We start from the raw sequence: 24,868 nt of genomic DNA on the forward strand, positions 1-24,868 counted from the left end.
GTCAGAGGCCCAGCTCGCGGGCGATCAGCATGAGCTGCACCTCGGTGGTGCCCTCGCCGACCTCGAGGATCTTGGAGTCGCGGTAGTGACGAGCCACGAGGGTCTCGTTCATGAAGCCGTAGCCGCCGAACACCTGGGTGGCGTCCCGGGCGTTGTCCATGGCGGCCTCGCCGGCGATCAGCTTGGCCATGGCGGCCTCGGTCTTGAACGGCTTGCCGGCCAGCATCTTCTGGGCGGCCTCGTAGTAGGCCAGGCGGGCGGCGTGCGCGCGGGCCTGCATGCGGGCGATCTTGAAGGACACGGCCTGGAACTGCCCGATCTTCTGGCCGAACGAGGTCCGCTGCTTGGCGTAGGCGACCGACTCGTCCACGCAGCCCTGGGCCGCGCCGGTGGCCAGGGCCGCGATGGCGATGCGGCCCTCGTCCAGGATCTCGAGGAAGTTGGCGAAGCCGCGGCCGCGCGCGCCCAGCAGGTTCTCCTCCGGCACGCGCGCGTCCGTGAAGTGCAGGGCGTGGGTGTCCGAGGAGTTCCAGCCGACCTTGTCGTAGGCCTTGGCCACGGAGAAGCCCTCGGTGCCGGCGGGCACGAGGATCGTGGAGATCTCCTTGGCGGGGCGGCCGTCGTGGCCGGTCCTGCCCTCCACCGTGCCGGTCACGGCGGTGACGGTGACGAGCGAGGTGATGTCCGTGCCGGAGTTGGTGATGAACTCCTTGGCGCCGTTGATGCGCCACTGGCCGTCCTCGAGCGCGGCGGTGGTCTGGGTGCCGCCGGCGTCGGAGCCCGCGCCCGGCTCGGTGAGGCCGAAGCCGGCCAGGTGCGTGCCGGCCACGAGGTCCGGCAGCCAGCGCTGCTTCTGCTCCTCGGTGCCGAACTTCAGCAGCGGCATGGCGCCCAGGGAGACGCCGGCCTCGAGGGTGATGGCCACGGACTGGTTGACACGGCCGAGCTGCTCGAGGGCCAGGGCCAGGGCGAAGTAGTCGCCGCCCATGCCCCCGTACTCCTCGGGGAACGGCAGGCCGAACAGGCCCATCTCGCCCATCTGGGCCACGATCTCGTACGGGAACTCGTGCTGGGCGTCCAGCTCGGCGGAGACCGGGGCCACGACCTCGTCGGCGAACTCGCGGACGGTGTCGGAGAGGACCTGGTAGTCCTCCTCGAGGGCGGGCAGGGTGCGGTGCTTGGTGCTCATGGTCCTCTCCTGTTCTCAGGCGTTCTCTTCGGGTGCTGCGTGCTCGGCGGGCTCGACGACGGCGATCAACGCCTGCGCGGCCACGGAGTCGCCCTCGGCGACGTGGACGGTCACGACGCCGGCGACGGCGGCCGTGACGGGGTGCTCCATCTTCATGGCCTCGACCACCGCCAGCTCCTGGCCCGCGGCCACGGTGTCCCCGGTGGCCACGGACACGGCGACGACGGTGCCCGGCATGGGTGTGCGGGCCTCGGGGGACGCTGCGCCGGCCGGGGCACGGCGCGCGGCCGCGGCCGCGCGGGCGGCCTCGACCACCTCGGCCCGGGTGAGGCGGCGGACCTGCCACGCGGCGCCGTCGCGGTGCAGCCACGCCGAGCGCGGGTCCCGCGGGTCACCGGCCAGGAGGTTGACGCCCGCCAGGGCTCCGGCGTCCTCGTCCACCTCGGCGTCGGCGGCGGGGGCGGTGAGGATCCGGTCCTCGTCCCCGACCCGGACGCGCATCCCGGGCTGCGGGGCGCCTGCGCCGCGCCAGCCGTCCGCCCGGGCCCACGCGGTGCCGGCCGCGCGGCGTTCGGCAGCGGCCGCGTCCTCGGACACGTCGGCCAGGGCCTCGGCCGCGAGGGCGGCGAGATCCTCGGGCAGCGCGGGGGCGGTCCACGCCTCGAGGCCGTCGATCAGCTCGGTGGTGAGTCGGCCGGCCCGCACGTCCTCACGAGCGGCGAGCTCGCGCAGCCAGCCCAGGTTGGAGCGGACGCCGAACAGCACGGTGTCCGCGAGCGCGGCGTCGAGCCGGTCCAGGGCCTCGGCGCGGTCGGCGCCGCGGGCGATGAGCTTGGCGATCATCGGGTCGTAGAAGCCGGTGATCTCGGGCTGCCCACCGTCCGGGGCCGCGAGCCCCTCCCACAGCGCACCGTCGTCGTCGCGGATCGTCAGGACAGAGCCGAACGCACGCTCCTCGCCCTGCGAGGGCAGCAGGAGCGTGTCGACGCGGACGCCCTCGCCGGCGGGCTCGCGCCAGCGCAGCACCGGCCCGGTGGAGGGCAGGAAGCCGTTCGCGGGGTCCTCCGCGTAGACGCGGGCCTCGACGGCGGCGCCGTCGAGGCTCACGTCCTCCTGGGCGAAGCCGAGCGGCTCCCCCGCGGCGATGCGCAGCTGCAGCTCCACGAAGTCCAGGCGCTGTCCGCGCACCCGGACGACCTCCTCGGAGACCGGGTGCTCCACCTGCAGGCGGGTGTTCATCTCCATGAAGAAGAACTCGTCCGGGTTCTCGTCCGAGACGAGGAACTCGACAGTGCCGGCACCGCGGTAGCCCACGGACACGGCCGCGTCCACGGCGGCCCGGCCCAGGCGCTCGCGGAGCTCGGCCCCGTGCGCCAGCCCGGTCAGCAGGGGCGCGGGGGCCTCCTCGATCACCTTCTGGTGGCGGCGCTGCAGGGAGCACTCGCGCTCACCCAGGTGCACGGTGGCGCCGTGGGCGTCCGCGAACACCTGCACCTCGATGTGCCGGGGCGCGGTGATGAGCCGCTCGAGCAGCAGCGTGTCGTCGCCGAACGCCGAGCGCGCGGTGCGCCGGGCGGAGGCGAGGGCGCCGGGCAGCTCCTCGGCGGCGCGCACGGCCACCATGCCCTTGCCGCCGCCGCCCGCGGAGGGCTTGATCAGCAGCGGGAAGCCGACGCGCTCGGCCTCGGCGGTGATCTGCTCGTCGGTGAGCGTGGGGTCCTGGATGCCGGGGACCACCGGCACGTCGTACGCGGCCACGGTCTCCTTCGCGCGGATCTTGTCCGCCATCGCGTCGAGCGAGCCCACGGGAGGGCCCACGAACACGATGCCTGCCGCGTCCAGTGCGCGGGCGAAGTCGGCGTTCTCGGACAGGAAGCCGTAGCCGGGGTGCACGGCCTGCGCGCCGGTGCGGCGCGCAGCGTCGACGACGGCGTCGATGTCCAGGTACGACTCGCGGGCCGGGGCCGGGCCGAGGCGGACTGCCGTGTCCGCCTCGCGGACGTGCCGCGCGTCGGCGTCGGCGTCGGAGTACACGGCCACCGAGCGGATGCCGAGGCGGCGCAGGGTGCGGATGACGCGCACGGCGATCTCGCCGCGGTTGGCCACCAGCACGGTGTCGAACAGGGGCGTCCCCTGGGCGTGGTTCTCGATCACGGGTGCCTCACATGCGGAACAGGCCGAACCGGGAGTCCGGCAGCGGGGAACGGGAGATGACGTCGAGGGCCAGGGAGAGCACCCGGCGGGTCTGGCCGGGGGTGATCACACCGTCGTCCCAGAGGCGGGCGGTGGAGTACAGGGGGCTGCCCTGGTCCTCGTACTGCCGGCGGACCGGCGCCTGGAAGGCCTCGACCTCCTCGGGGGACATCGGCTCCTCCCCCGCGGCGGCCCGCTGGTCCTGCTTGATCTGCGTGAGCACGGAGGAGGCCTGCGGACCGCCCATCACGGAGATGCGCGCATTCGGCCACATCCACAGGAAGCGGGGTGAGTAGGCGCGGCCGCACATCGCGTAGTTGCCGGCGCCGAACGAGCCGCCGATCACCACGGTCAGCTTGGGCACGCGGGCGGTGGCGACGGCGGTGACCATCTTGGCGCCGTCGCGCGCGATGCCGCCGGCCTCCGCGTCCCGGCCCACCATGAAGCCGGAGATGTTCTGCAGGAACAGCAGCGGGATGCCGCGCTGGTCGCACAGTTCGATGAAGTGCGCGCCCTTGCGGGCGGAGTCTCCGAACAGGATGCCGTTGTTGGCGAGGACGCCCACGGGGTGGCCGTCGATCCGCGCGAACGCGGTGACCAGGGTGGTGCCGTAGAGGGGCTTGAACTCGTGGACGGAGCCGCCGTCCACGAGGCGGTCGATCACCTCGTGCACGTCGTAGGGGGTGTTCACATCCACGGGCACGACGCTGGTCAGTTCGGCCGGGTACTTGGCGGGCTCCGCGGCGGGGACGACCTCCCAGGCCGGCGCCTCGGCCGGAGGCAGGGTGGCCACGATGTCCCGGAGGATCTGCATGGCGTGCAGGTCGTCGTCCGCCAGGTGGTCCGCGACGCCGGAGCGCTCGGCGTGCAGCCGGCCGCCGCCGAGGTCCTCGGGCGAGACGTCCTCCCCGATCGCGGCCTTCACGAGCGGGGGGCCGCCGAGGAAGATGGTGCCCTGCTCGCGCACGATCACGGTCTCGTCCGACATGGCCGGCACGTACGCGCCGCCCGCCGTGGAGGAGCCGCACACCGCGGCCAGCTGCGGGATGCGCTGCGAGGAGAGCAGCGCCTGGTTCCGGAAGATGCGGCCGAAGTGCTCGCGGTCCGGGAAGACCTCGTCCTGGCGGGGCAGGAACGCGCCGCCGGAGTCCACGAGGTAGATGCACGGCAGGCGGTTCTCCAGGGCGATCTCCTGGGCCCGCAGGTGCTTCTTCACCGTCATGGGGTAGTAGGTGCCGCCCTTCACGGTGGCGTCGTTGCCGACGACCATCACGAGGCGGCCGTGGACCAGGCCGATGCCCGCCACGACGCCGGCGGCGGGGCTGTCCCCGTCGTACAGGCCGTGCGCGGCCAGCGCGCCGACCTCGAGGAAGGGCGAGCCCTCGTCGAGCAGCGCGTCGATGCGGTCCCGCACCAGCAGCTTGCCGCGGCCGGTGTGGCGCTCACGCGAGCGCTCGGGCCCGCCGAGCGACGTGCGGGCGACGAGGTCGGCGAGCTCCTGCTCGAGCCGGGCATGGCCGGCCGCGTTGCGCTCGGCCACGGTGGGCGCGGCCTGCGCGGCCGGGGCCGGGGTGCTGGCGGTCATGAGACCCCCTTCAGTGAATGACGACTAACTGAACTGGGCCTCAGTGTAGTGACGATCGTCACCGACGTCGACCGCGTGCCCGGCGCGCCTCGTCCCGTCCTACAGTGGATCCCATGCCCGCCGCCGATCCCGCGTCCCCCGCCGCCCCGGCGACCCCGCCGACCGCCCGGGAGGCCGCCAAGGCCCGACGTCGGGTGGACCTGCTCGCGGCCGCGGCGCGACTGTTCGCGGCCCGGGGCTTCGACGCGGTCCGCCTCGAGGACATCGGCGCCGCCGTCGGGATCAGCGGACCCGCCATCTACCGCCACTTCGCCGGCAAGGCGGCCGTGCTCACGGCCATCCTCGACACGGCCTCACAGGACCTGCTCGACGGCGGGCTGGCCGCCGAGGCGCAGCACGCGCCGGGGCCGGAGACCCTGCGGGCCCTCATCGGTTTCCAGGCGGACTTCGCCCTCGCCCAGCGCGACGTGATCCGCGTGCAGGACCGCGACATGTCCGCCCTGCCCGACGGGGCGCGCACGGCCATCACGCGCACCCAGCGCGCCTACATCGACGTGTGGGCGCGCCAGCTGCAGGTCGTCCACCCCCACGAGGACCGGGCCACCGCCGTGTTCCGCGCCCAGGCCGTGCTGGGCCTGCTCAACTCCACCCCCCGCTCCGTGCGGCGCACCGCGGCCGATCGCGCGGCCCGCCGCGCGACCCTCGCGGCCATGGCCTGGGCCGCGGCCACGGCCCCCGGACCGCTGCCCGGCGAGGACTGAGCGGGCGGCACCGGCCCGGCGGGCCGGCGTCGTGCCCGGTGATACGGTGGCCGGTACCGTGACGGCGGACGCCGTCGAACCCCGCCCCGAGAGGTCCACCGCCGTGCTTCTTCGTGACGTCCGACCCGAGGATCTGGACGAGTTCTTCCTCCACCAGCAGGACGAGCAGGCCAACCTGATGTCCGCCTTCGCCCCCCGCAACCCCCGGGACCGCGGCGTCTTCGACTACCACTGGGCCCACCTGCTCGGGGACGAGGACACCATCGTGCGGACCATCGAGCACGAGGGCCGCGCCGTGGGCGCCCTCGTGTGCACCCAGCAGGACGGCGTGGGCGAGCTGTCCTTCTGGACCGCACAGGACTACTGGGGCCTGGGCCTGACGACCGCGGCCGTGGACCGGTTCCTCGAGGAGCACCCCGCCCGCCCGCTGCGGGCGCACGTCCCCGAGGACAACGTGGGCTCCGTGAAAGTGCTCTCCCGTCGCGGCTTCGAGACCGTCGGCGAGGAGAAGGTCTTCTCCAACGCCCGTGCCGAGGTCATCACCGAGCTCGTGATGGAGCTGCCCGCCGCCGACTGAGCGCGCTTCGCAGCCCCCGCCGCGCCGGCCTCCCACGACGACGGCCCCGCCTCCCGGTGCCCGGGTGGCGGGGCCGCGGCGCGTCCGGGACCGTCAGACCATGGTCAGGGTCAGGCCCGGGCGGCGCAGGATCGCGCCGACGTCCGCGAGGAAGCGCGAGCCCTGCTCGCCGTCCACGAAGCGGTGGTCGAACGAGAGGGACAGCGTCATGACGTCCCGCAGGGCGATTTCGCCGCGGTGCTCCCACGGCATCCTCCGGACCTGGCCGATCGCGATGATCGCCCCCTCGCCCGGGTTGATGATCGGGGTGCCCGCGTCCACGCCGAACACCCCGACGTTCGTGAGCGTGAAGGTGCCGCCGGCCAGGTCCGCCGGGGACAGCCGCCCGTCGCGGGCCAGGCCCGTGAGATCGCGGATGGCGTCGGCCAGTTCCCTCAGGCTCATCGCCTGGGCGTCCTTGACGTTCGGCACCATCAGGCCGCGGGGGGTGGCGGCGGCGAAGCCGAGGTTGACGAAGTTCTGCCGCACGATCGTGCCGGCGGCCTCGTCCCACCGGGCGTTGACGTCCGGGGTGCGCTCCATCGCCACGAGGCACGCCTTGGCGGCGAGCGTCATGGGCGTGAGCTTGACGTCCCGGAACTCGCGGGAGGCCTTGAGCTCGGCGAGCAGCTCCATGGTCTCGGTGACGTCCACCTGCAGGAACTCGGTCACGTGCGGGGCGGTGAACGCGGACTGCACCATGGCCGCCGCGGTCGCCTTGCGCACGCCCTTGACCGGCACGGCCTCCGTGCGCGGGCGGCCGCCCAGGGTGCGGACGCCCCCGGTCGCAGCCGGCTCTGCGCCGGACTGGGGCGGCGTCGCCGCGGCCGCGGGCTGCCCGCCCCCGGCCAGGAACGCCTCGACGTCCGCGCGGGTGATGACCCCGCCCGCACCGGTGCCGGTGACCTGCTCCAGATCCACGCCCGCGCGGCGCGCGTACAGGCGCACGGGCGGAGTGCACCGGGGTCGCTCGCCCGGCGCCGCCTCGGGGGCCGCGTCCGCGCGCTCCGGCTCGGCGGCCTCGGGCTGCGGGCGCCCGGCGCCGGCCGGGGCCGCCTCCGACGTGGACGGCGCCTGTCCGCGGGCGGGCTCACCCGCCGGGGCGGCCGACGTCGCCGGGGCCGCGGAGCCGCGCCGAGCACGGCGGCCGGGCTTGCCGGTGTCCGGCGCGGCGCCGTAGCCCACGAGGGTGGGCACGCGGCCGTTACCCTCGGCGGGCCCGCCGACGTCGGGCTCGGCGCCCTCGAGGGTGAAGGTCACCAGGGGCGCGCCGACCTCGAGGGTCTCGCCCTCGGCGCCGTGCAGGGCCGCGACGACGCCCGCGAACGGGCTCGAGACCTCGACCACGGCCTTGGCCGTCTCGACGTCGGCGAGCACCTGGTTCACGGTCACCGCGTCGCCCTCGGCCACGCGCCACGTCACGATCTCGGACTCGGTCAGGCCCTCGCCGAGGTCGGGCAGGCGGAAGGTCTTCTGGCTCATCGGGTCTCCTCCCCGGCGTTCTGGGCGGCGAGGAACTGCTCGGCGGTCTCGGGGGCGGCGAACGCGTCCACGGAGTCCAGCGAATTCGGCCGGCCCAGAGCACGGTCCAGGCCATCGAGGATGCGGTCGAGGTCCGGCAGGTGCAGGTGCTCGAGCTTGGACGGCGGGTAGGGCACGTCCATGCCGGTGACGCGCACCGGCGGGGCCTCGAGCCAGTGGAACGCGCGCTCGGCCACCGTGGCCACGAGCTCGGCGCCGAGGCCGCCGGTGCGGGACGCCTCGTGCGCCACGACGAGCCGGCCGGTGCGCCGCACCGAGGACTCGACCAGGCCGGTGTCCAGCGGGGACAGGCTGCGCAGGTCGACCACCTCGACCTCGACGCCCTCCTCGGCCGCCACCTCGGCCGCCTGCAGGGCGGTCTTCACGAGCGGACCATAGGCCACGAGCGTGGCGTCACGGCCCTCGCGCAGGATGCGGGCGGGGCTCATCGGCGGGATCGCGACGTCCAGGTCCACGTCGCCCTTGTCGTGGTAGCGACGCTTGGGCTCGAGGTAGACCACCGGGTCCTCCGAGGCGATCGCGGCGCGGATGAGGTCGTACCCCTCCTGCGGGGAGGACGGGGAGACCACGCGCAGGCCCGCGGTGTGCAGGAAGTAGGCCTCGGGCGACTCGGAGTGGTGCTCCGGGGAGCCGATGCCGCCCCCAAAGGGGATACGGATGGTCACCGGCATCGGCACGGCGCCGCGGGTGCGGGCGCGCAGCTTGGCCAGGTTCGCCACGATCTGGTCGAACGCCGGGTACACGAAGCCATCGAACTGGATCTCGACGACGGGCCGGTAGCCGCGCATCGCCAGGCCGATGGCCGTGCCCACGATGCCGGACTCGGCCAGCGGGGTGTCGAGCACCCGGTCCTCGCCGAACTCGGCCTGCAGGCCGTCGGTGATGCGGAACACGCCGCCGAGGGCGCCGATGTCCTCGCCCATGAGCAGGACCTTGGGGTCGTCGGCCAGGGCACGGTGCAGGCCGCGGTTGATCGCACGGCCGAAGGTCATGCGCTCGCTCACGCGCCCGCCTCCTCGTCGTCGAACTGCTGCAGGTAGAGGGCGTGCTCGCGGCGCTGCCGCTCGAGCTCCTGGTGGGGCTCCGCGTAGATCTCGTCGAAGAGCTTGTCCGCGCCGTCCTCCTCGAGCGCCTCGAGGGCGCGGCGGACCTCGGCCGCCAGCTCGTCGGCCTCGGCCTGGGCCTGTGCGAGCACGGCGTCCACGTCCACGTCGAGGGTGCGCAGGTGCGCCTCCACGCGGGTCAGCGGGTCACGGGCCTTCCAGGCCTCGAGCTCGGCGTCGTCCCGGTAGCGGGTGGGGTCGTCCGCGGTGGTGTGCGGACCCATGCGGTAGGTGACGGCCTCGATGAAGGTGGGCCCTCCCCCGTCGGCCGCGCGCTCGACGGCGGCGCGGGTCGCGGCGAGCACGGCCAGGACGTCGTTGCCGTCCACGCGCATCGACGGGATGCCGAAGCCCCACGGGCGGTCCGCGATGCTGCGGCGGGTCTGCAGGCGCACGGGCTCGGAGATGGCCCAGTGGTTGTTCTGGCAGAAGAACACCACGGGCGCCTGGTAGGAGGCGCTGAAGATCATGGCCTCGTTGACGTCGCCCTGGCTCGTGGCGCCGTCGCCGAAGTAGACGATCGTGGCGACGTCCGCCTGGTCCCGCTGGACGCCCATCGCGTAGCCGACGGCGTGCAGGGCCTGCGCGCCAATGATGATCTGCTGGGTGGCCACCCGCGTCTCGTTCGGGTCCCAGCTCGAGAACGTGGAGCCGCGCCACACCCGCAGCAGGTCCAGCGCGGGGACGCCGCGGAGCAGGGCCACGCCGTTCTCGCGGTAGGACGGGAAGACGAAGTCGTCCGGGCGCAGCGCGACGGCGGAGCCCACCTGGGCGGCCTCCTGGCCCAGCAGCGGGGGCCACAGGGCCAGCTCGCCCTGACGCTGCAGGTGCGTGGCCTCGACGTCGAGGCGCCGGACGACGGCCATCTGGCGGTACAGCGCGGCGAGGGCGTCGGCGTCGACGTCCTCGATCCACGGGTCGAGCTCCGGCTGCGGACAGCGGCGGCCCTCCGCGTCGAGCACCTGGAGCGCCACGGCTTCGGCCGGGCCCGCCGGGGGCGGGGAGCCGGCAGACTGTCCGCCGGTGGGACGGGTGTGGTCCACGAGGGTCACTGCACTGCCTTCCGATCGACGCCCACGGTGCGGGGCGAGGGAGTTGTACGCATGCGCGAGCAGGGGTGGAGCGCGCGGCGTCTCGGTGGTGTGATTGTAATCACTTTCGTGTGATCTGCGCCACTCTGCCCGGGGCCGCCGCGCGAGGGCCGGGTGTCAGGCGCGGCGCAGCAGCACGTCGACGGCGGCGTCGAGGTAGGCGTCGACCTGGCCCTCCTCGTAGCCGGCGGCACCCTCGGCCTCGCCGAACGACGCGCGGCGCACGTCGTCCGCGGTCAGCCCGCCCTCGGCGTCGGGATCCGTCGAGCCCTCCCCACCGGCCAGGGTGACGCGCAGGCGGTCCACGAGCGCGTCCACCTGGTCCACGTCGTAGCTCACGGCGTCCGCGCGGGAGGGGCGGCGGAAGCGCTCCGCCGGGGCCCGGTCGGCGCGGGCCACGAGCTCGGCCACGCGTTCCTCGAGGTCCGCGGCCCAGTCCTCGTCCCCGCGCTCGGTGACGAAGGCCTGACGCTCGGCGGCGGCCAGCTCCTCCTCCAGACGGTCCAGCTCGTCGTCCACCTCGTCCGTGGCGTAGCCGCCGTTGACGGTCGCGAAGCGGGCCTGGCGCACCTCCTCCGCCGTCAGCGGGGCACCGCCGTCGCGCGCCTCACGGGCACGCGCCATGAAGGCGTCCACGTGGGTGGTCTCGTAGCCGATCTCGTCCTGCTCGACGAGCTGGAAGACCGGCTCGGCGTCCGGGGTGGTGCGGGGGGTCATGGGCGTCTCCTGCGGTGCGGGTCCCGGCCGTGCCGGGTCGAGGGGTGGATCAGGTCAGAGGCAGCGCCAGCACGGTGTAGGCCACCGGCGAGGCGAACACGAGGGAGTCCAGGCGGTCCATCACGCCGCCGTGGCCGGGCAGGGCGGAGGACATGTCCTTGATGCCGAGCTCACGCTTGACCATGGACTCGGAGAAGTCCCCCGAGGTGGCGGCGGCGACGGTGGTCACGCCGAGGACGGCGCCGATCCACCACGGCTGGCCGACCAGCAGGGGGACGGCGACGACGCCCACCAGCACCGAGCCCGCCAGGGAGCCGGCCAGGCCCTCCCAGGACTTCTTGGGGCTGATGCGCGGGGCGATCGGGGTGCGGCCGAGGCGGTAGCCAACGATGTAGCCGAACGTGTCGTTGGAGACCACCATCAGCAGCAGGATCGCCACCATGAGGTGCCCCAGCGGCTCGTCCAGGAGCGCCACGGCGAAGGAGAGCAGGAACGGCGCCCACAGCACGATGAACACGCCCGCGAGCATGAACTGGCCCGCCGGGCGCCGGCGCGTCAGCGCCGTCCACACGGCCACCAGGGCCAGGCACGCCACGAGCGCGACGAACAGCGCGGGCACCCCCCACCGCCACGCCGTGAGCGGCAGGACCGCCGCGGCCACCCAGAGCGGGGGCCGCGGCACGTCCAGGCCGATGCCGCGCACCGCCGTCGCGATCTCGGACACCGCACCGACCAGCAGGGCGACCACGAGCACGACCAGCAGCCAGTCGAGCCAGAGGAGGCCGACCAGCGCCGTCGCCAGCAGCCCCACCCCCACGAGGACGGCGGACTTGAGGTCGCGGCCGCCGCGCGGGGGTGCGGGCGAGGTGGACACGGCGGAGGGCATGGGGCGAGCGCGGACGGCGGGAGGATCAGACCTCCAGCAGCTCCTGCTCCTTGTTCTTGGCCATCTCGTCGATGAGCTCGACGTGGCGCTTGGTGAGCGCGTCCAGCTCCTTCTCGCCGCGGGCGCCCTCGTCCTCGCCGACCTCGCCGTCCTTGACGGCCTTGTCCATGGCCTCCTTGGCCTTGCGGCGGGCGTTGCGCACGGAGATCTTGTGCTCCTCGGCCTTGGACTTGACCAGCTTCACGTACTCCTTGCGGCGCTCCGCGGTCAGCTCCGGCATCACGATGCGGATGACCTTGCCGTCGTTGGACGGGTTCGCGCCGACCTCGGACTCGGACAGCGCCTTCTCGATGTTGCGCAGGGCCGACTGGTCGAACGGCGTGATGAGCAGCGTGCGGGCGTCCGTGGTGGTGAAGGACGCCAGCTGCTGCAGCGGGGTGAACGAGCCGTAGTAGTCGACCATCACCTTGGAGTAGAGGCCCGGGTTGGCGCGGCCGGTGCGCACGGAGGCGAAGTCCTCACGCGTGGCCTCGATGGTGCGGTCCATCTGCTCTTCGGCGGACTGCAGGGTCTCCTGGATCACGGTGTCTCCTCGATGTGGTGGATCAGGTCTGCCGCCATCCTACGCGGCGGGCCTCAGACGGTGACGGTGGTGCCGATCGGCTCGCCGAGCAGGGCGCGGGTCACGTTGCCCGGGCCCTCCATGCCGAACACGCGCATGTCCAGGTCGTTGTCCTTGCACATGGTCATGGCGGTCAGGTCCATCACGCGGATGTTCCGCAGCAGCGCCTCGTCGTAGGTCAGGTGCGTGAGGCGCTCGGCGGTGGGGTCCTTCTTGGGGTCCGCGGTGTAGACGCCGTCCACGCCGGACTTGGCCATCAGGACCTCGTCCGCCCCGACCTCGAGGGCGCGCTGGGCCGCCACGGTGTCCGTGGAGAAGTAGGGCAGGCCGGTGCCGGCGCCGAAGATCACGACGCGACCCTTCTGCATGTGGCGGATGGCGCGCAGAGGGATGTAGGACTCGGCCACCTGCTCCATGTGGATGGCGGACTGCACGCGCGTGGTGACCCCGGCCTGGATGAGGAAGTCCTGCAGGGCCAGGCAGTTCATCACGGTGCCGAGCATGCCCATGTAGTCGGCCCGGCGGCGGTCCATCCCGTTCTCGGACAGCTCCGCGCCACGGAAGAAGTTGCCGCCGCCGACGACGATCGCGATCTCCACCTGGTCCGCCGCGGCGGCGATCTGCTCGGCGATGCCGCGGACGGTCTCCGGGTCCACGCCGATCTTGCCGCCGCCGAACACCTCGCCCGAGAGCTTCAGGAGCACGCGACGGCGGCCGGTGTCGTCCGAGGTCTGCGGGGCGTGGGCGGTGGTCGGGTCCTCGGGGGCGCGGTTCGTCTCCATGGGAAGCATCTCCTGGTCGGTGGGGGTCGGGCCGGGGACGGCCGTCCGGGGGCGGACACGCGGACGGGGTGGCCGCCCGGTCGGGGCGGCCACCCCGTCATGCGGTGGTCGTCGGCGCCGTCCGGCGCCGGAGTGGACCTCGGGTCGCTCCCGATCCTACGCCCCCGCGGGGCGTGGACCGGGAGCGGCCGGTCCGGGTGCGGCGGTCAGTTGCCGACGCGGAAGCGGGCGAACCCGGTGACGTTGGTGCCGGCGTCGGAGGCGACCTTGCCGACGGTCTGCTTCGGGTCCTTCGCGAACGGCTGGTCCACGAGCACGATCTCCTTGAAGAAGCCGGTCAGGCGGCCCTCCACGATCTTCGGCAGGGCCTGCTCCGGCTTGCCCTCGGCACGGGCGGTCTCATCGGCGATGCGACGCTCGTTCTCGACGGTCTCGGCCGGCACGTCCTCACGGGTGAGGTACGTGGGCGAATAGGCCGCGGTGTGCACGGCGATGTCGTGCGCGGCAGCCTTGGCCTCGGCGGAGTCGGCGTCCACGGCGAGGAGCACGCCCACCTGGGCCGGCAGGTCCTTGGAGGTCTTGTGCAGGTAGGCGTCCACGAAGGCGCCCTCCACGCGGGCCAGGCGGCGCACGGCCACCTTCTCGCCCAGCAGGGCGCCCTCCTCGGTCACGTAGTCGCCCAGGGTGCGGCCCTCGTGGTCGGAGGCCAGCAGGCCGTCGACGTCGGTGGCGCCGGAGGCGACGGCGGCGCGCAGCACCACGTCGCCCAGGGCGATGAACTTGTCGGCCTTGGCCACGAAGTCGGTCTCGCAGTTGAGCTCGATCATGACGCCGACGCCGTTCTCGACGGTCGCGGCCACGAGGCCCTCGGCGGCGGAGCGGCCCTCGCGCTTGGTGGCGCCCTTGAGGCCCTTCACGCGGATGATCTCGATGGCCTTCTCGGCGTCGCCGTCGGCCTCGTCCAGAGCCTTCTTCACGTCCATCATGCCGGCGCCGGTGCGCTCGCGCAGGGCCTTGATGTCAGCAGCGGTGTAGTTCGCCATGCTCGTTCGGTCCTTCCCGTGGTGTGGGTTGTGCGGGATGTTCGGGGTCTGAACCGGTCCGTCGGCCCGGCCGGGTGGGGCCGGGCCGACGGGCCGGCCGGGATCACTCGCCCTGCGGGGCGGCCTCGGCGGCGGGGGCCTCGGCCTGCTCGGCCGGCGCCTCGGCGGCGGGGCCCTCGGCCTGCTCAGCCTGCTGGGCGTTGTGCTGCTCGAGCAGCTCGCGCTCCCACTCGGCCATCGGCTCGGCGGCCGCCTGGCCGGACTTGCCGCCCTGGCGGGCGATCAGGCCCTCGGCGACGGCGTCCGCGACCACGCGGGTCAGCAGGTTCACGGAGCGGATGGCGTCGTCGTTGCCCGGGATCGGGTAGGCGACCTCGTCCGGATCGCAGTTGGTGTCCAGGATGGCGACGACCGGGATGCCGAGCTTCTGGGCCTCGTCGACGGCCAGGTGCTCCTTCTTGGTGTCCACGACCCACACGGCGGAGGGGGTCTTGGCCATGTTGCGGATGCCGCCGAGGTTGGCCTGCAGCTTCTCGAGCTCACGGTTGAGCAGCAGCAGCTCCTTCTTGGTGAACTGCGAGCCGGCCACGTCCTCGAAGTCGATCTCCTCGAGCTCCTTCATGCGCTGCACGCGCTTGGAGACGGTGGAGAAGTTGGTCAGCATGCCGCCGAGCCAGCGGTGGTTCACGTAGGGCATGCCCACGCGGCCGGCCTGCTCCGCGATGGCCTCCTGGGCCTGCTTCTTGGTGCCGACGAACAGGATGGTGCCGCCGTGGGCGACGGTCTCCTTGACGAACTCGTAGGCGCGGTCGATGTAGGACAGCGACTGCTGGAGGTCGATGATGTAGATGCCGTTGCGCTCGGTGAAGATGAAGCGCTTCATCTTGGGGTTCCAGCGGCGGGTCTGGTGGCCGAAGTGGACACCGGAGTCGAGGAGCTGGCGCATGGTCACGACGGGCATGACGTTCCCTTCTGTGGCAGCCGTGGCACCCCGCACTTCACGCGCGGGCGGTCTGCCGGTCGATTTCTTGACGGTTGGCGGCCGGCCCGGTCGGGCGGCCCCTGGCATCACGACGGCGGGCTGCCGGGCCCCACGAGCACCCGCGCCGACGTCCTCTCCAGGAGGACGGCGGGGGCGGGACCGAGCGTGGGGGCTGGGCCGCTGGAGCGACCCACCGCGATGCGCGGAGTCGGCGTCCGGGGCACAGCACAGGGCCGGTCACAGGACACCGCTGAGGTGAATCCTACCCCAGGTGGGCGACCGCTCCCATCGCCGACTCCTGCACAGGGGCCGGTGCGGCGGGCGCTCTCCACGATCGGACTGCGGGCCCGCCGCGCGGCCGCCCGGGACGTCAGGCTGACGCCATGACCCCTCGCACCCGCCTCCCCCGTCAGCTCCCGCGCCCGCACATCGCGGGGTGCGTCGCGGCGGCCCTGCTCGCCTGGCTCCTCCTCGCCCTGGGGGTGGGCGGCCTCGACCCCGTGCCGCGGGCCTCGTCCGCACCGTCGGGGCGCGACGCGCGGCTGCTTGTCGCGGCGTCCCCGGCAGGTCCGGGATCGACGGCCGCGCCGGTCGCGTGGCACGCGCCCGTGGCCGGCGCCGCACCGGGTGATGTGCTCCGCGCGTTCGTCGCGCCGGAGCGACCGTGGGGTCGGGGGCACCGGGGCGTGGACCTCGCCGTGCCGTCCGGCGCAGCGATCCGAGCACCGGCGGCGGGCCGGGTCGTGTTCGCCGGGGTCGTGGTCGACCGCCCCGTGCTGACCCTCGAGCACGAGGACGGGACCCGCAGCTCGCTCGAGCCGGTGGAGTCGGATGTCGTCGTGGGGGCCGTCGTCGCCGCGGGCGACCCGGTGGGGCGACTGGCCGGGGCGCCACCCCACTGCACGCGCGCGTGCGTGCACTGGGGCGTGCGGGAGCCCGACGGCTGGCGGGTGGGGGACGCGGCCTTCGATCGCTACCTCGACCCGCTGGTGCTCATCGGCTGGAGCGGTCCGTCCGTGCTCTGGCCGCACGCCGCGCCGTACCCAGCGCGGCCGTGAGGTCCAGGAGTCGGCGAGCGGACTCGTCCCAGCTGAACCGGGCCGCCTGGGCGACGCTCGCCCGGGAGGCCGCGGCGAACTCGGCGGGGTCCTCGAGCTCCCGCACACGGGCCGCGAGCGCGGCCGCCCGGTCCCCCTCGAGCGGGACACCCCGGAAGGACGGGGTGCCCGCGCCGGCGATCTCGCGGAAGATCGGCAGGTCCGAGCACACCACCGGCGTGCCATGGGCCATCGCCTCGGCCACGGGCAGGCCGAAGCCCTCGGCGCGGGAGAGGGTGACGGCCGCGGTGGCCCGGCGGAGCAGGCGCACGTACTCGGCCTCGTCGGTGCCGTCGTGGAACACCACGTCCGCGCCGGCGGCCCCCGCGGCGGAGCGGCGCGCGGCCAGCCGGGCCTCGAGCTGCCCGCGGCGCTCCGGGCTGATGCGGGAGAGCAGGTGCAGCGCGTAGCCCGGCAGCAGGGGCGCGGCGGCCACGAGGGACTCGACGTCCTTGTAGTCCATGAACGAGCCCATGTAGAGCAGCGTGCGGTCCGGGGTCTCGTCCGGGTCCCGCGGCTCCGGGACCGCCTGCGCCGCGTTCGCGATGACGTGGACCGGACGCCGGGTGAGGCGGTGCCGGGCGATGAGCTCCGCCGTCGTCCGGGAGACCGTGGCGACCGCGTCCGCGCGGTCGAGCAGGAGCCGCTGCGGGGTCTTGGTCAGGTGGTAGGCCCGCCAGAGCCAGCGGATCGGTTCGGGCAGGTTCCGTGGCGGGGTGCGGTGCTCGTAGTAGATGAGGTCGTGGAGCGTGAGGATCAGGGCGTAGTCCCGCCCCCACGAACCCATGGTCTGCATGGGCGAGAAGACGACGTCCGGTCGCAGACGCGCGACCTGACGGGCCACGAACGGCTCGCGTGGGGAGGTGGGGCCGGAGACGAGGTGCCACGGCACGCCGTCCGGGAGCAGGGCCAGCTGCCGTTCGTCCGAGATCAGCATCGCGACCTCGACCTCGACGTCGGCCCCCTCCGGGCCCGGCGCGTCGGTCCGGCGGGCGACCGCCTCGATGAGGCTCGCGCCGTAGCGGGAGATTCCGTCGTGGAAGTCGGTGCGGGTGTAGCGGGCGTCCATCAGCAGGCGCAGGGGGCGGGAGGGGCTCACCCGGACCACGCTAGCGCCGCGCCGGAGAGGGGCGGGGACAGCCGCGCGCGGAGGGTGCCGGGCGGGGCGCGTCGCGCGCCGATCGGCCACCTGGGCGTCATCCGAATTTCTGATTGCGTTTCGATAACGATCGTGTATCTTGATCACGGATCGGTTACAGCCGGTCCGCCACACCGGGGCTTCCTCCGCATCCTCGCGTACCCGGTCATCCGCACTGCTCGTCAACTCGCACCCGCGGCCCGGCCTCGTTCCGGGCATCGCCCCGAGGCACCACCCTCATGGCCGCAGGTCCTGTCCGGGAAGAAGATCCGATGTCCGTGACCTCCTCGCGCGCCGCTGTGCGTCGCGCCCCCCGCACCGCCGCCGCCTCCGTGGCCCTCGCCCTGGGCGCCGCCGCCCTGACCGGCGTCGGCACCGTGTCCGTCGCCGAGACCGCCCAGGCCGCCGAGACCACCTACACCGTCCGCTCCGGCGACGGCTGGTGGATCATCGCCCAGCGCACCGGCGTCTCCATGTCCACGCTGCAGTCGCTCAACGGCATGACCGCCGCGACCGTGCTGCACCCCGGCATGGTCCTCAAGACCTCCGGCACCGCCACCCCGGCCCCGGCCCCGGCGCCGTCCACCTCGGGCTCGACCTACACCGTGCTGGCCGGCGACGGCTGGTGGATCATCTCCTACCGCACGGGGGTGTCCGCCTCGGTCCTGCAGTCCATCAACGGCATGAGCTCCTCGACCATGCTCCACCCGGGGATGGTCCTGAAGACCACCTCGGTCTCCACCTCCAGCGCCCCCGCCCCTGCGCCGGCGCCCGCGTCCAAGCAGGCTGCCGTCGACTACGTGCGCGCCGCCGTCCGGAACCCGTCCTCCTATTACGTGTGGGGCGGCAACGGCCCCTCCGGCTTCGACTGCTCCGGCCTCACCCAGCAGGCCATGGCCCAGGCCGGCATCTCCATCCCGCGCCGCGCCGGCGACCAGTACCTCGCCGCGAAGTCCTACGTGCCGATCTCCCAGGCCCAGCCCGGCGACCTCGTGTTCTACGCGAACCAGTCCACCGGCCGCATCTACCATGCGGCCATGTACATGGGCGGCGGCCAGCTCGCCCACGCCCTCAACGAGGACGCGGGCCTGGTGTTCACCTCCACGACGATCATGAAGTCCGACATGCTCGCGGTGGCCGCCCGCTACTGAGCACCGGCACGACGACGGCCCCCGGCCCGCGCCATACCGCGCGGCCGGGGGCCGTTCCTCGTAGGGCGTGCGGGACTTGAACCCGCGACCCAGGGATTATGAGTCCCCTGCTCTGACCGACTGAGCTAACGCCCCTCCCCCCGCGGCACCGCGCGGGACCCGCCCATCCTACCGACGGGGCTCAGAGCAGCGCGCGGACCTCGGCGGCCGTCGCGCCGCGGTAGAGGCGCTCGAAGATGTCCACCGTCTTCTGGGCGGAATGGTGCAGGGCCTTCGCGTGGGATGCCTCGCCCATGGCGGCGCGGTCCGCGTCCGAGAGGTCGAGGATCCGGGCGATCCGATCGGCCAGGGCCACGTGGTCCCCGGGCGGGAAGAGGTGGCCGTTGACGCCCTCGTCCACGAGGTGGGGCAACGCGAGGGCGTCCGCGAGGACCACCGGGGTGGACGCGCTGAGCGCCTCGAGGGTCACGAGGGACTGCAGCTCCGCCGTGCCCGGCTGGCAGAACACGTCGGCGCGCAGGTAGGCCGCCCGCAGCTCCTCCTCGGAGACGTGGCCGCGCAGCAGGACGCGGTCGGCCGCCCCCTCCTCGTCCACCGTGGCACGGATGCGGTCGCGCTGCTCGCCGTCGCCGACGATCTCGGCGTGCACGTCCAGGTCGGGGCGGGCGCGGGCCAGGTGCGCGATCGCACGGATCAGCACCTCCACGTTCTTCTCCACGGCCAGCCGCCCCACGAAGAGCACGACCGGATGGCCGGGATGGTCGACCTTCTCCCCCGGCTGCAGCTCGTAGGCGCTCGCGTCGATGCCGTTGGAGACCGGGAGGACGTTGTCCAGGCCGGCGTGCTCGGCCATGGCCTGCGCGGCGAGGGCCGTGGGGGTGGTGACCACCGCGCCCTTGCCCATGAGTCGACCCATGTCCTTCCACGACACCCGGGAGACGATGTCCAGGAACCACTGCGGGAACGGCAGGAACGGCTCGAGGTTCTCCGGCATGAAGTGGTTCGTGGAGACGATCCGGATGCGGCGCCGCTCGGCCTCGTTGATGGCGGCCTCGCCGATCATGTAGTGGCACTGGGCGTGCACGACGTCCGGCTGGACCTCGCGGTAGATGCGGCGGAAGGAGGTCTTGGCGTGCCGCGGGAGCACCACGCGGTAGTACTCGTGCGTCGGCGCCGGCAGGGAGCGCAGCAGGTGCACGGTGGCCTCCGGCCGGTGCTCCACGGTGTCGGGGCCGGCCTCGGTGCGCGGCATCACCACGTGGACCTCGTGGCCACGCGCGTGCAGCGCCGTGGCGAGGCGGTGGCTGAAGGTGGCAGCCCCGTTGACGTGGGGCGGATAGGTGTCTGCGGCGATCAGCACCTTCAGGGGGCGGTCGGCGGCGGTCCCGGGACGGTCGGACACGGCGGTCCCTCTCTGTGGTGGCGATGGCACGACGACGCCCGGCCCGTGCCGTGAGGGTCGGCCGCGGGCACGGCGCGCGTCCCACGGTAGCAACCGTCGGCGCCGGCACGACCATGCGCCAGGGTCAGCCCCGGCGGGACGGTTCTTCGCGCGGGTCCTGACCGTCCGCCCGCAGGTCCCGGGCCTTGCCCACGGCGCGCACGAGGTAGTCCCCCGCGGCGAGGATGTGCAGCAGGCAGCCGGCGCCGACCAGCGCCAGGGCCACGCCGCTCCACGGGCCGCCGTCGACCCCCGGCACACGGGCGAGCAGGAGCAGGGGCGTGCCCACCAGCAGCAGCGCGGTGCGCACCTTGCCCAGGACCGTGACCGGCAGGTCCGGGCTGCCGCCGAACAGCCACAGGCACACGGCGGCGAGCACGACGTCCGGGATCGCGATGGCCAGGGCGAGCCAGAGCGGGGCGATGCCGGTGGCCACGAACGTCACGGCCACCACCAGCAGGGAGAGGCGGTCCGCCACCGGGTCGAGCCACCGCCCGACCGTGGAGATCATGTCGAACCGGCGCGCCACGTAGCCGTCCACCCAGTCCGTGCCGGAGAGCACCGCCAGGATCACGAACGCGTCCAGGTGCCGGCCGTCGACGGTGAGCCACACGAACACCGGGACCAGGGCGAAGCGGGCCAGGGTGATGAGGTTCGGCACGGTCAGCCAGGTGTCGCGGACGCGGTACTCGTGGCCCTCGCGCAGGCCGACGTCGATCACACGCATGGGTCGCTCCTCCAGGGTCCGCGGGCGGACGCCCCCGCCGGGCGCCCCACACGCCCAGCCTACCGACGCCGTCGCCCCTCCCCGCAGACGACGAGGCCCCGATCCGTGGGGATCGGGGCCTCGGGAGCTGGCGAGGGCGGGCGCCCCCGGGTCAGCGGCGGCGCAGGCGGCCGGCGAGCGCCAGGAACGCGGCGGAAGAGGCGCCGAGCAGCGCGAGCGGCTGCCAGTTGTCCTTCACGTAGTCCTCGGCTTCGGCGGTCCGCTCCCCCGCGCGGGCGGCACCGGTGAACGGCGCGGTCTGCTCGGTGGCGTGCGCGGTCTCGGGGGTGACGCCGCGACCCTTGCGTTGCGCGGCGAAGGCCGCGAGCTGGCCCTTCACGCTGGTCTTCTCGTCCAGGCCGGAGCGGATGTCGCCCAGGTGGCGGCGGCGCAGGTCGGCACGGCGACGGATCTCCGCCTCGCTGGCGTCGTCGCGGTCCGGGTGGGGAGCGGCCTCGCCGTTCTTGCGGGCCTTCTTGTTCTCCTCCTTCTCCACCTTCTTCCGCTCGGCCTCGCGGGCGGCCTCGACACGCTTGGCCTCGGCGCGCTCCGCCTTGAGGCGGTCGTACTCGGCCGGGTCGAAGGCGTTGCCCTCCTTGAGGTAGCCGAGGTCGTACTCGAGGTTGCGCACGGTCTCCTGCGGCACGAGCGGCATGGCGCCCTTGACCATCACGAGGCCGACGCCGGCGAAGATCAGGCCGAGCACGAGGAACGCGAGCGCCACCATGAGCGCCGGGAACCAGAAGGTCGGGTCGGCGAAGGCGCCGATCAGCGTCACCACGAGGGCGACCACCATGAGCGCGAGGAAGAACAGGCCCACCACCGCGACGCCGGCGCCGATGCCGGCCTTCTTGCCCTTCGCGGCCACGTGTCCCTTGGCGAGCGCGAGCTCGTCCTTCATCTGCAGGGGCAACAGGCGCACGGCGGCGCCGAGCAGGTCGGTCAGCGAGCTCGCGCGGGTCTGCGGGGTCACCGGGACGGCGGTCCGCGGCGCGCGGGCCTTCGACGCATCGGCGGGGGGAGCCTGGTGGGACATGGTGCATGCCTTCCGTGGGGTGCCTGGACAGATGCGCCCGGGCGGCGCGGCGGCCGCCGGGCATTCTCGAGCAAAACTATCACCGGCCCGCCCCCAGGGGGACGGGCCGGGTGCGCGCGGTGGCGGCTGGATCAGAAGTCGATGACCGCCGGGTCGGGGCCGAGGCGGCCGTCCTCGCGGTCGAGGGCGTCGATCCGGGCGACGTCGTCGGCGGTCAGCTCCACCCCCGCGGCCTCGAGGTTCGAGACGATGCGCTCGGGCGTCACGGACTTGGGGATGACCACGAAGCCCTTCGCGAGGTGCCACGCGATGACCACCTGGGCCGGCGTCGCGCCGCGGGCCTCGGCGATCTCCGTGACCACGGGGTCGGCGAGGAGGTCGCCGCCCTGACCGAGCGGGGACCAGGACTCGTGGACGATGCCGTGGCGGCCCTCGACCTCGCGCAGCTCGCGCTGCTGCCAGTACGGGTGGGTCTCGACCTGGTGGATCACGGGCACCACGCCGGTGGCCTCGATGATCTCCTCGAGCTGGGCGGCCGGGAAGTTGGAGACGCCGATCGAGCGCACCTTGCCCTGCTTCTGCGCCTCGATCAGGGCCTTCCACGTGTCCAGGTACTTCCCCTGCGCCGGCTTGGCCCAGTGGATGAGGTAGAGGTCGACGTAGTCGGTGCCGAGCTTGCCGAGCGAGGCGTCGAGGGCGGCGAGCGCCTCCTCGTAGCCCTGGTCCGAGTTCCACACCTTGGTGGTGAGGAACAGCTCCTCGCGGGCGACGCCGGACGCGGCGATGCCGCGGCCCACGCCCTCCTCGTTCCCGTAGATCGCGGCGGTGTCGATGTGGCGGTAGCCGGCGCGGATCGCCTGCTCGACGACGTCGGCGGCGACGTCGTCCTCGACCTGCCACACGCCGAGCCCGAGCTGCGGGATCTGCTGGCCGTCGTGGAAGGGGACGGTGGGCACACTGGTCATGAGGGAGCTCCTGGAAGGTCGGGGTCGGGCGGATGTGTCGGGTGCAACCGCGCGCGGGCGGCCGGCATTCCCGACGGCGGTCACCGGCCCGGGGCGCCGCCGTCGGACGTCCGCTCCCCCGCGACGACGGCGCCCACCGCGCGGGCGAAGGCCGCGAACACCTGAGCGGGGTCGTTGGCCGTGACGAGCCGGGCGTTGGGGCGCCTGCCCCAGATGTCCCGCGTGTCGTGGACGGTGGTGCCGCGCAGCAGCTCCGAGTCCGCCTCGACGTCGACGACGGTGGCCCGCGTGGCGATCCGGGCCTGGCCCGCGGCCACCTGGGCGGCGAAGAGGTCGTGCAGGTGGGCGATATAGCCCTGGTCGTAGTCGTGGTGGAACTCGAAGTAGAAGCGCAGCGCGTCGGTGAGCACGTCCAGGACGGGGCTGCCGGTCGCGGCGTCCGGTCCGGCGACCCGCGGCCGGTCCGCGGACCAGCCGACGGGACGGGCCCCGGCGTCAGCCAGGAGTCCGTCCAGCAGGGCCGGCGTGTACTCGATCCGCTCCGTGGTCTCGAGCGCGCAGACGATCGGCAGGCGGTCCTCGGGCAGTCCCTCGAAGGCCGCGAACACCTCCTTCGCGGCGTCCGGGTCCACCCAGGTGTTCCACTCGGCGGTGGGCGTGGTGTTGCCCGGATGATAGAAGGAGCCGCCCATGATCACGATGCCACGGGCGAGGAACGGCAGGCGCGGCTCGGCGCGCAGGGCGAGGGCCAGGTTCGTCAGTGGCGCGGTGCAGAGGATCGTCGTCTCCCCGGGGTGGGCCCGCAGCTCGTCCAGCCACACGTCCACGGCGGGCCGGGGCGAGAGCCGCTCGGGGCGGCGATCGATCCGGGCATGGCCGAGACCGCCGTCGCCGTGGGTCTCCGGGGTGGTGACCGCGGGGCGGCGCAGCGGGGTCTGGGCACCGACGGCCACCTCGACGTCGGCCCGGCCGACCAGGTCGAGCACCGCGGCCGTGTTCAGGGCGCAGTCCCGGGCGGTCGCGTTGCCGCCCGTGGTGGTGACGGCCGCGAGCTCGGGACCGGCGCCGAGACGGTGGGCGCCCACGAGGTGGAGCAGGGCGCAGGCGTCGTCGATGCCGGTGTCGACGTCGGCGAGGAGGCGGGCGGTCACGGCGGCCACTGTAGTGCCGTCGCGACCGCCCGACCGATCAGACGTGGTCCTGCCCGGGTCCGTGACCGCCGGGCGTCATGGGGTGGGCGTGCCGCCGTTGGCGTTGAGGGTCTCGCCGTTGACGTAGCTGGACTCGCCCGAGGCCAGGAACACGTAGGCGGGCGCCATCTCCACGGGCTGGCCGGCACGGCCGAGCGGGGTGTTGTGGCCGAACTCGGGCAGCTTCTCCTCGGGCTCGCCATAGGACACGTGCTGCACCGTCCAGATGGGCCCGGGCGCCACCGCGTTGACGCGGATGCCCTTCGGGCCGAGCTGCTCGGCCAGACCCTTGGTGAAGTTGTTGATGGCGCCCTTGGTGGCCGCGTAGTCGAGAAGCCTCGGGTTGGGGTTGTAGGCCTGCACCGAGGTGGTGTTCACGATCGTGCTGCCCGGGCCCATGTGCTTCAGCGCGGCGCGGCTGAGCGTGAACATGGACATGATGTTGATCTGGAATGTCTCGTGGACCTGCTCGTCGGTGAGATCGGTCAGGTCATCGGAGATGAACTGCTTGCCCGCGTTGTTCACGAGGATGTCCAGGCCGCCGAGGCGCTTCGCCGCCTCGTCCACGAGGGCGGCGCGGTAGTCGGCGTCCATCAGGTCCCCCGGCAGCGCGACGGCGGTGCGCCCGGCCGCCTCGATCGCCGCCAGGACGCGGTCGGCGTCGGGCTGCTCCTGAGGCAGGTAGGCGATGGCGACGTCCGCGCCCTCACGGGCGTAGGCGATGGCGACCGCGGCACCGATGCCGGAGTCACCGCCGGTGATCAGGGCCTTGCGGCCGGTCAGCCGGCCCGTCCCCCGGTACGAGTCCAGACCGATGTCCGGGACGGGATCCGTCTTCACGTCCAGGCCGGGCTCGGGCTGGCGCTGCTTGGTGATGTGGAGCTTCGGGTGGCGGGTGCGCGGGTCGTCGTGGGCCAGCTGGGAGTCCTCGACGGCGGGGGTGGTGGGGGTCGACTCGGAAGTGCTCATGGT

Annotated in this window: 23 protein-coding genes and 1 tRNA gene; 4 read left to right on the forward strand and 20 right to left on the reverse strand. The window is 73.5% G+C overall.

The features are described from left to right. Window position 1: 1 nt before the first annotated feature. Genes AC0VX4_RS07675 through AC0VX4_RS07685 form a run of 3 tightly spaced genes read right to left on the reverse strand, consistent with a single transcriptional unit; the run spans window position 2 to window position 4,967 of the window. Window positions 2–1,189: an acyl-CoA dehydrogenase family protein gene (locus AC0VX4_RS07675; protein WP_049159283.1), complete on the reverse strand. Its 1,188-nt coding sequence runs from the start codon at window positions 1,187–1,189 to the stop codon at window positions 2–4. A gap of 15 nt (window positions 1,190–1,204) precedes the next feature. Next, window positions 1,205–3,343, reverse strand: a complete 2,139-nt coding sequence (locus tag AC0VX4_RS07680) for an acetyl/propionyl/methylcrotonyl-CoA carboxylase subunit alpha (RefSeq protein WP_049159287.1) — start codon at window positions 3,341–3,343, stop codon at window positions 1,205–1,207. Window positions 3,344–3,350: 7 nt separating this feature from the next. Then, window positions 3,351–4,967, reverse strand: coding sequence for a carboxyl transferase domain-containing protein (locus AC0VX4_RS07685; protein ID WP_475464175.1), 1,617 nt, complete (start codon window positions 4,965–4,967; stop codon window positions 3,351–3,353). A 113-nt stretch (window positions 4,968–5,080) separates the two neighbouring features. On the opposite strand from AC0VX4_RS07685, the gene AC0VX4_RS07690 reads away from it, so the two are divergent. Together AC0VX4_RS07690 and AC0VX4_RS07695 are read left to right on the forward strand one after the other, a co-directional pair. Then, window positions 5,081–5,728: a TetR/AcrR family transcriptional regulator gene (locus AC0VX4_RS07690; protein ID WP_049159290.1), complete on the forward strand. Its 648-nt coding sequence runs from the start codon at window positions 5,081–5,083 to the stop codon at window positions 5,726–5,728. Window positions 5,729–5,831: 103 nt separating this feature from the next. Then, window positions 5,832–6,305 (forward strand): GNAT family N-acetyltransferase, encoded by a 474-nt coding sequence (locus AC0VX4_RS07695; protein WP_475464176.1) that lies wholly within the window; start codon window positions 5,832–5,834, stop codon window positions 6,303–6,305. A 93-nt stretch (window positions 6,306–6,398) separates the two neighbouring features. Here the strand turns inward: AC0VX4_RS07695 and AC0VX4_RS07700 are convergent, their stop codons facing one another. The 9 genes from AC0VX4_RS07700 to rpsB all read right to left on the reverse strand — a co-directional run bounded on the left by AC0VX4_RS07700 (window position 6,399) and on the right by rpsB (window position 15,091). Continuing rightward, the gene (locus AC0VX4_RS07700; protein WP_216879741.1) at window positions 6,399–7,826 is read right to left on the reverse strand and encodes a dihydrolipoamide acetyltransferase family protein; all 1,428 of its coding nucleotides are present in this window, start codon (window positions 7,824–7,826) and stop codon (window positions 6,399–6,401) included. Beyond that, the gene (locus tag AC0VX4_RS07705) at window positions 7,823–8,878 is read right to left on the reverse strand and encodes an alpha-ketoacid dehydrogenase subunit beta (RefSeq protein WP_044659478.1); all 1,056 of its coding nucleotides are present in this window, start codon (window positions 8,876–8,878) and stop codon (window positions 7,823–7,825) included. Before AC0VX4_RS07705 ends, AC0VX4_RS07700 begins: the two co-directional genes overlap by 4 nt. An 8-nt stretch (window positions 8,879–8,886) precedes the next feature. After that, window positions 8,887–10,041 (reverse strand): pyruvate dehydrogenase (acetyl-transferring) E1 component subunit alpha, encoded by a 1,155-nt coding sequence (gene pdhA / locus AC0VX4_RS07710; RefSeq protein ID WP_227448638.1) that lies wholly within the window; start codon window positions 10,039–10,041, stop codon window positions 8,887–8,889. A 156-nt stretch (window positions 10,042–10,197) separates the two neighbouring features. Next, window positions 10,198–10,797 carry a DivIVA domain-containing protein gene (locus tag AC0VX4_RS07715; RefSeq protein ID WP_002857700.1) on the reverse strand — a complete coding sequence of 200 codons (600 nt, stop codon included), beginning with the start codon at window positions 10,795–10,797 and terminating at the stop codon, window positions 10,198–10,200. Window positions 10,798–10,846: 49 nt separating this feature from the next. Further along, a complete protein-coding gene (locus tag AC0VX4_RS07720) occupies window positions 10,847–11,683 on the reverse strand; it encodes a phosphatidate cytidylyltransferase (RefSeq protein ID WP_049159409.1) in 837 nt (278 codons plus the stop codon). A gap of 25 nt (window positions 11,684–11,708) precedes the next feature. Continuing rightward, window positions 11,709–12,266 (reverse strand): ribosome recycling factor, encoded by a 558-nt coding sequence (gene frr, locus AC0VX4_RS07725; RefSeq protein WP_002857704.1) that lies wholly within the window; start codon window positions 12,264–12,266, stop codon window positions 11,709–11,711. Window positions 12,267–12,319: 53 nt separating this feature from the next. Beyond that, window positions 12,320–13,087 carry a UMP kinase gene (gene pyrH, locus AC0VX4_RS07730; protein WP_002857706.1) on the reverse strand — a complete coding sequence of 256 codons (768 nt, stop codon included), beginning with the start codon at window positions 13,085–13,087 and terminating at the stop codon, window positions 12,320–12,322. 206 nt (window positions 13,088–13,293) lie between these two features. Further along, window positions 13,294–14,130: a translation elongation factor Ts gene (gene tsf / locus AC0VX4_RS07735; protein WP_002857708.1), complete on the reverse strand. Its 837-nt coding sequence runs from the start codon at window positions 14,128–14,130 to the stop codon at window positions 13,294–13,296. A 103-nt stretch (window positions 14,131–14,233) separates the two neighbouring features. After that, complete coding sequence (gene rpsB / locus AC0VX4_RS07740) at window positions 14,234–15,091, reverse strand: 30S ribosomal protein S2 (protein WP_065573772.1); 858 nt, start codon at window positions 15,089–15,091, stop codon at window positions 14,234–14,236. Between the two features lie 404 nt (window positions 15,092–15,495). Between rpsB and AC0VX4_RS07745 the strand changes: the two genes are divergently transcribed. Further along, entirely contained in the window at window positions 15,496–16,170 is a 675-nt protein-coding gene (locus AC0VX4_RS07745; RefSeq protein WP_475464177.1) for a peptidoglycan DD-metalloendopeptidase family protein, read from the forward strand. Here AC0VX4_RS07745 and AC0VX4_RS07750 read toward each other — a convergent pair. Continuing rightward, the gene (locus AC0VX4_RS07750; RefSeq protein ID WP_002857712.1) at window positions 16,106–17,308 is read right to left on the reverse strand and encodes a glycosyltransferase family 4 protein; all 1,203 of its coding nucleotides are present in this window, start codon (window positions 17,306–17,308) and stop codon (window positions 16,106–16,108) included. The genes AC0VX4_RS07745 and AC0VX4_RS07750 overlap by 65 nt on opposite strands. 311 nt (window positions 17,309–17,619) lie before the next feature. On the opposite strand from AC0VX4_RS07750, the gene AC0VX4_RS07755 reads away from it, so the two are divergent. Further along, window positions 17,620–18,498: a C40 family peptidase gene (locus AC0VX4_RS07755; protein ID WP_002857714.1), complete on the forward strand. Its 879-nt coding sequence runs from the start codon at window positions 17,620–17,622 to the stop codon at window positions 18,496–18,498. Window positions 18,499–18,559: 61 nt separating this feature from the next. On the opposite strand, the gene AC0VX4_RS07760 is transcribed toward AC0VX4_RS07755, so the two are convergent. From AC0VX4_RS07760 to AC0VX4_RS07790, 7 genes are all read right to left on the reverse strand, one after another. Beyond that, window positions 18,560–18,633, reverse strand: a tRNA-Ile gene (locus AC0VX4_RS07760). A gap of 46 nt (window positions 18,634–18,679) precedes the next feature. After that, window positions 18,680–19,900, reverse strand: a complete 1,221-nt coding sequence (locus tag AC0VX4_RS07765; RefSeq protein ID WP_002857715.1) for a glycosyltransferase — start codon at window positions 19,898–19,900, stop codon at window positions 18,680–18,682. A gap of 124 nt (window positions 19,901–20,024) precedes the next feature. Then, window positions 20,025–20,666, reverse strand: coding sequence for a CDP-alcohol phosphatidyltransferase family protein (locus AC0VX4_RS07770; RefSeq protein ID WP_049159423.1), 642 nt, complete (start codon window positions 20,664–20,666; stop codon window positions 20,025–20,027). 151 nt (window positions 20,667–20,817) lie between these two features. After that, window positions 20,818–21,741 carry a phage holin family protein gene (locus AC0VX4_RS07775; protein ID WP_002857719.1) on the reverse strand — a complete coding sequence of 308 codons (924 nt, stop codon included), beginning with the start codon at window positions 21,739–21,741 and terminating at the stop codon, window positions 20,818–20,820. Between the two features lie 131 nt (window positions 21,742–21,872). Beyond that, complete coding sequence (locus AC0VX4_RS07780) at window positions 21,873–22,706, reverse strand: aldo/keto reductase (RefSeq protein ID WP_002857721.1); 834 nt, start codon at window positions 22,704–22,706, stop codon at window positions 21,873–21,875. 80 nt (window positions 22,707–22,786) lie between these two features. Then, window positions 22,787–23,857, reverse strand: coding sequence for a nucleoside hydrolase (locus tag AC0VX4_RS07785; RefSeq protein ID WP_475464178.1), 1,071 nt, complete (start codon window positions 23,855–23,857; stop codon window positions 22,787–22,789). A 75-nt stretch (window positions 23,858–23,932) separates the two neighbouring features. Further along, window positions 23,933–24,865 (reverse strand): SDR family oxidoreductase, encoded by a 933-nt coding sequence (locus AC0VX4_RS07790; RefSeq protein WP_475464179.1) that lies wholly within the window; start codon window positions 24,863–24,865, stop codon window positions 23,933–23,935. Between the last annotated feature and the right edge of the window lie 3 nt (window positions 24,866–24,868).

It is taken from the genome of Micrococcus sp. 63XJN7_8_ISO-PGPR-S23-253 (assembly GCF_056173425.1).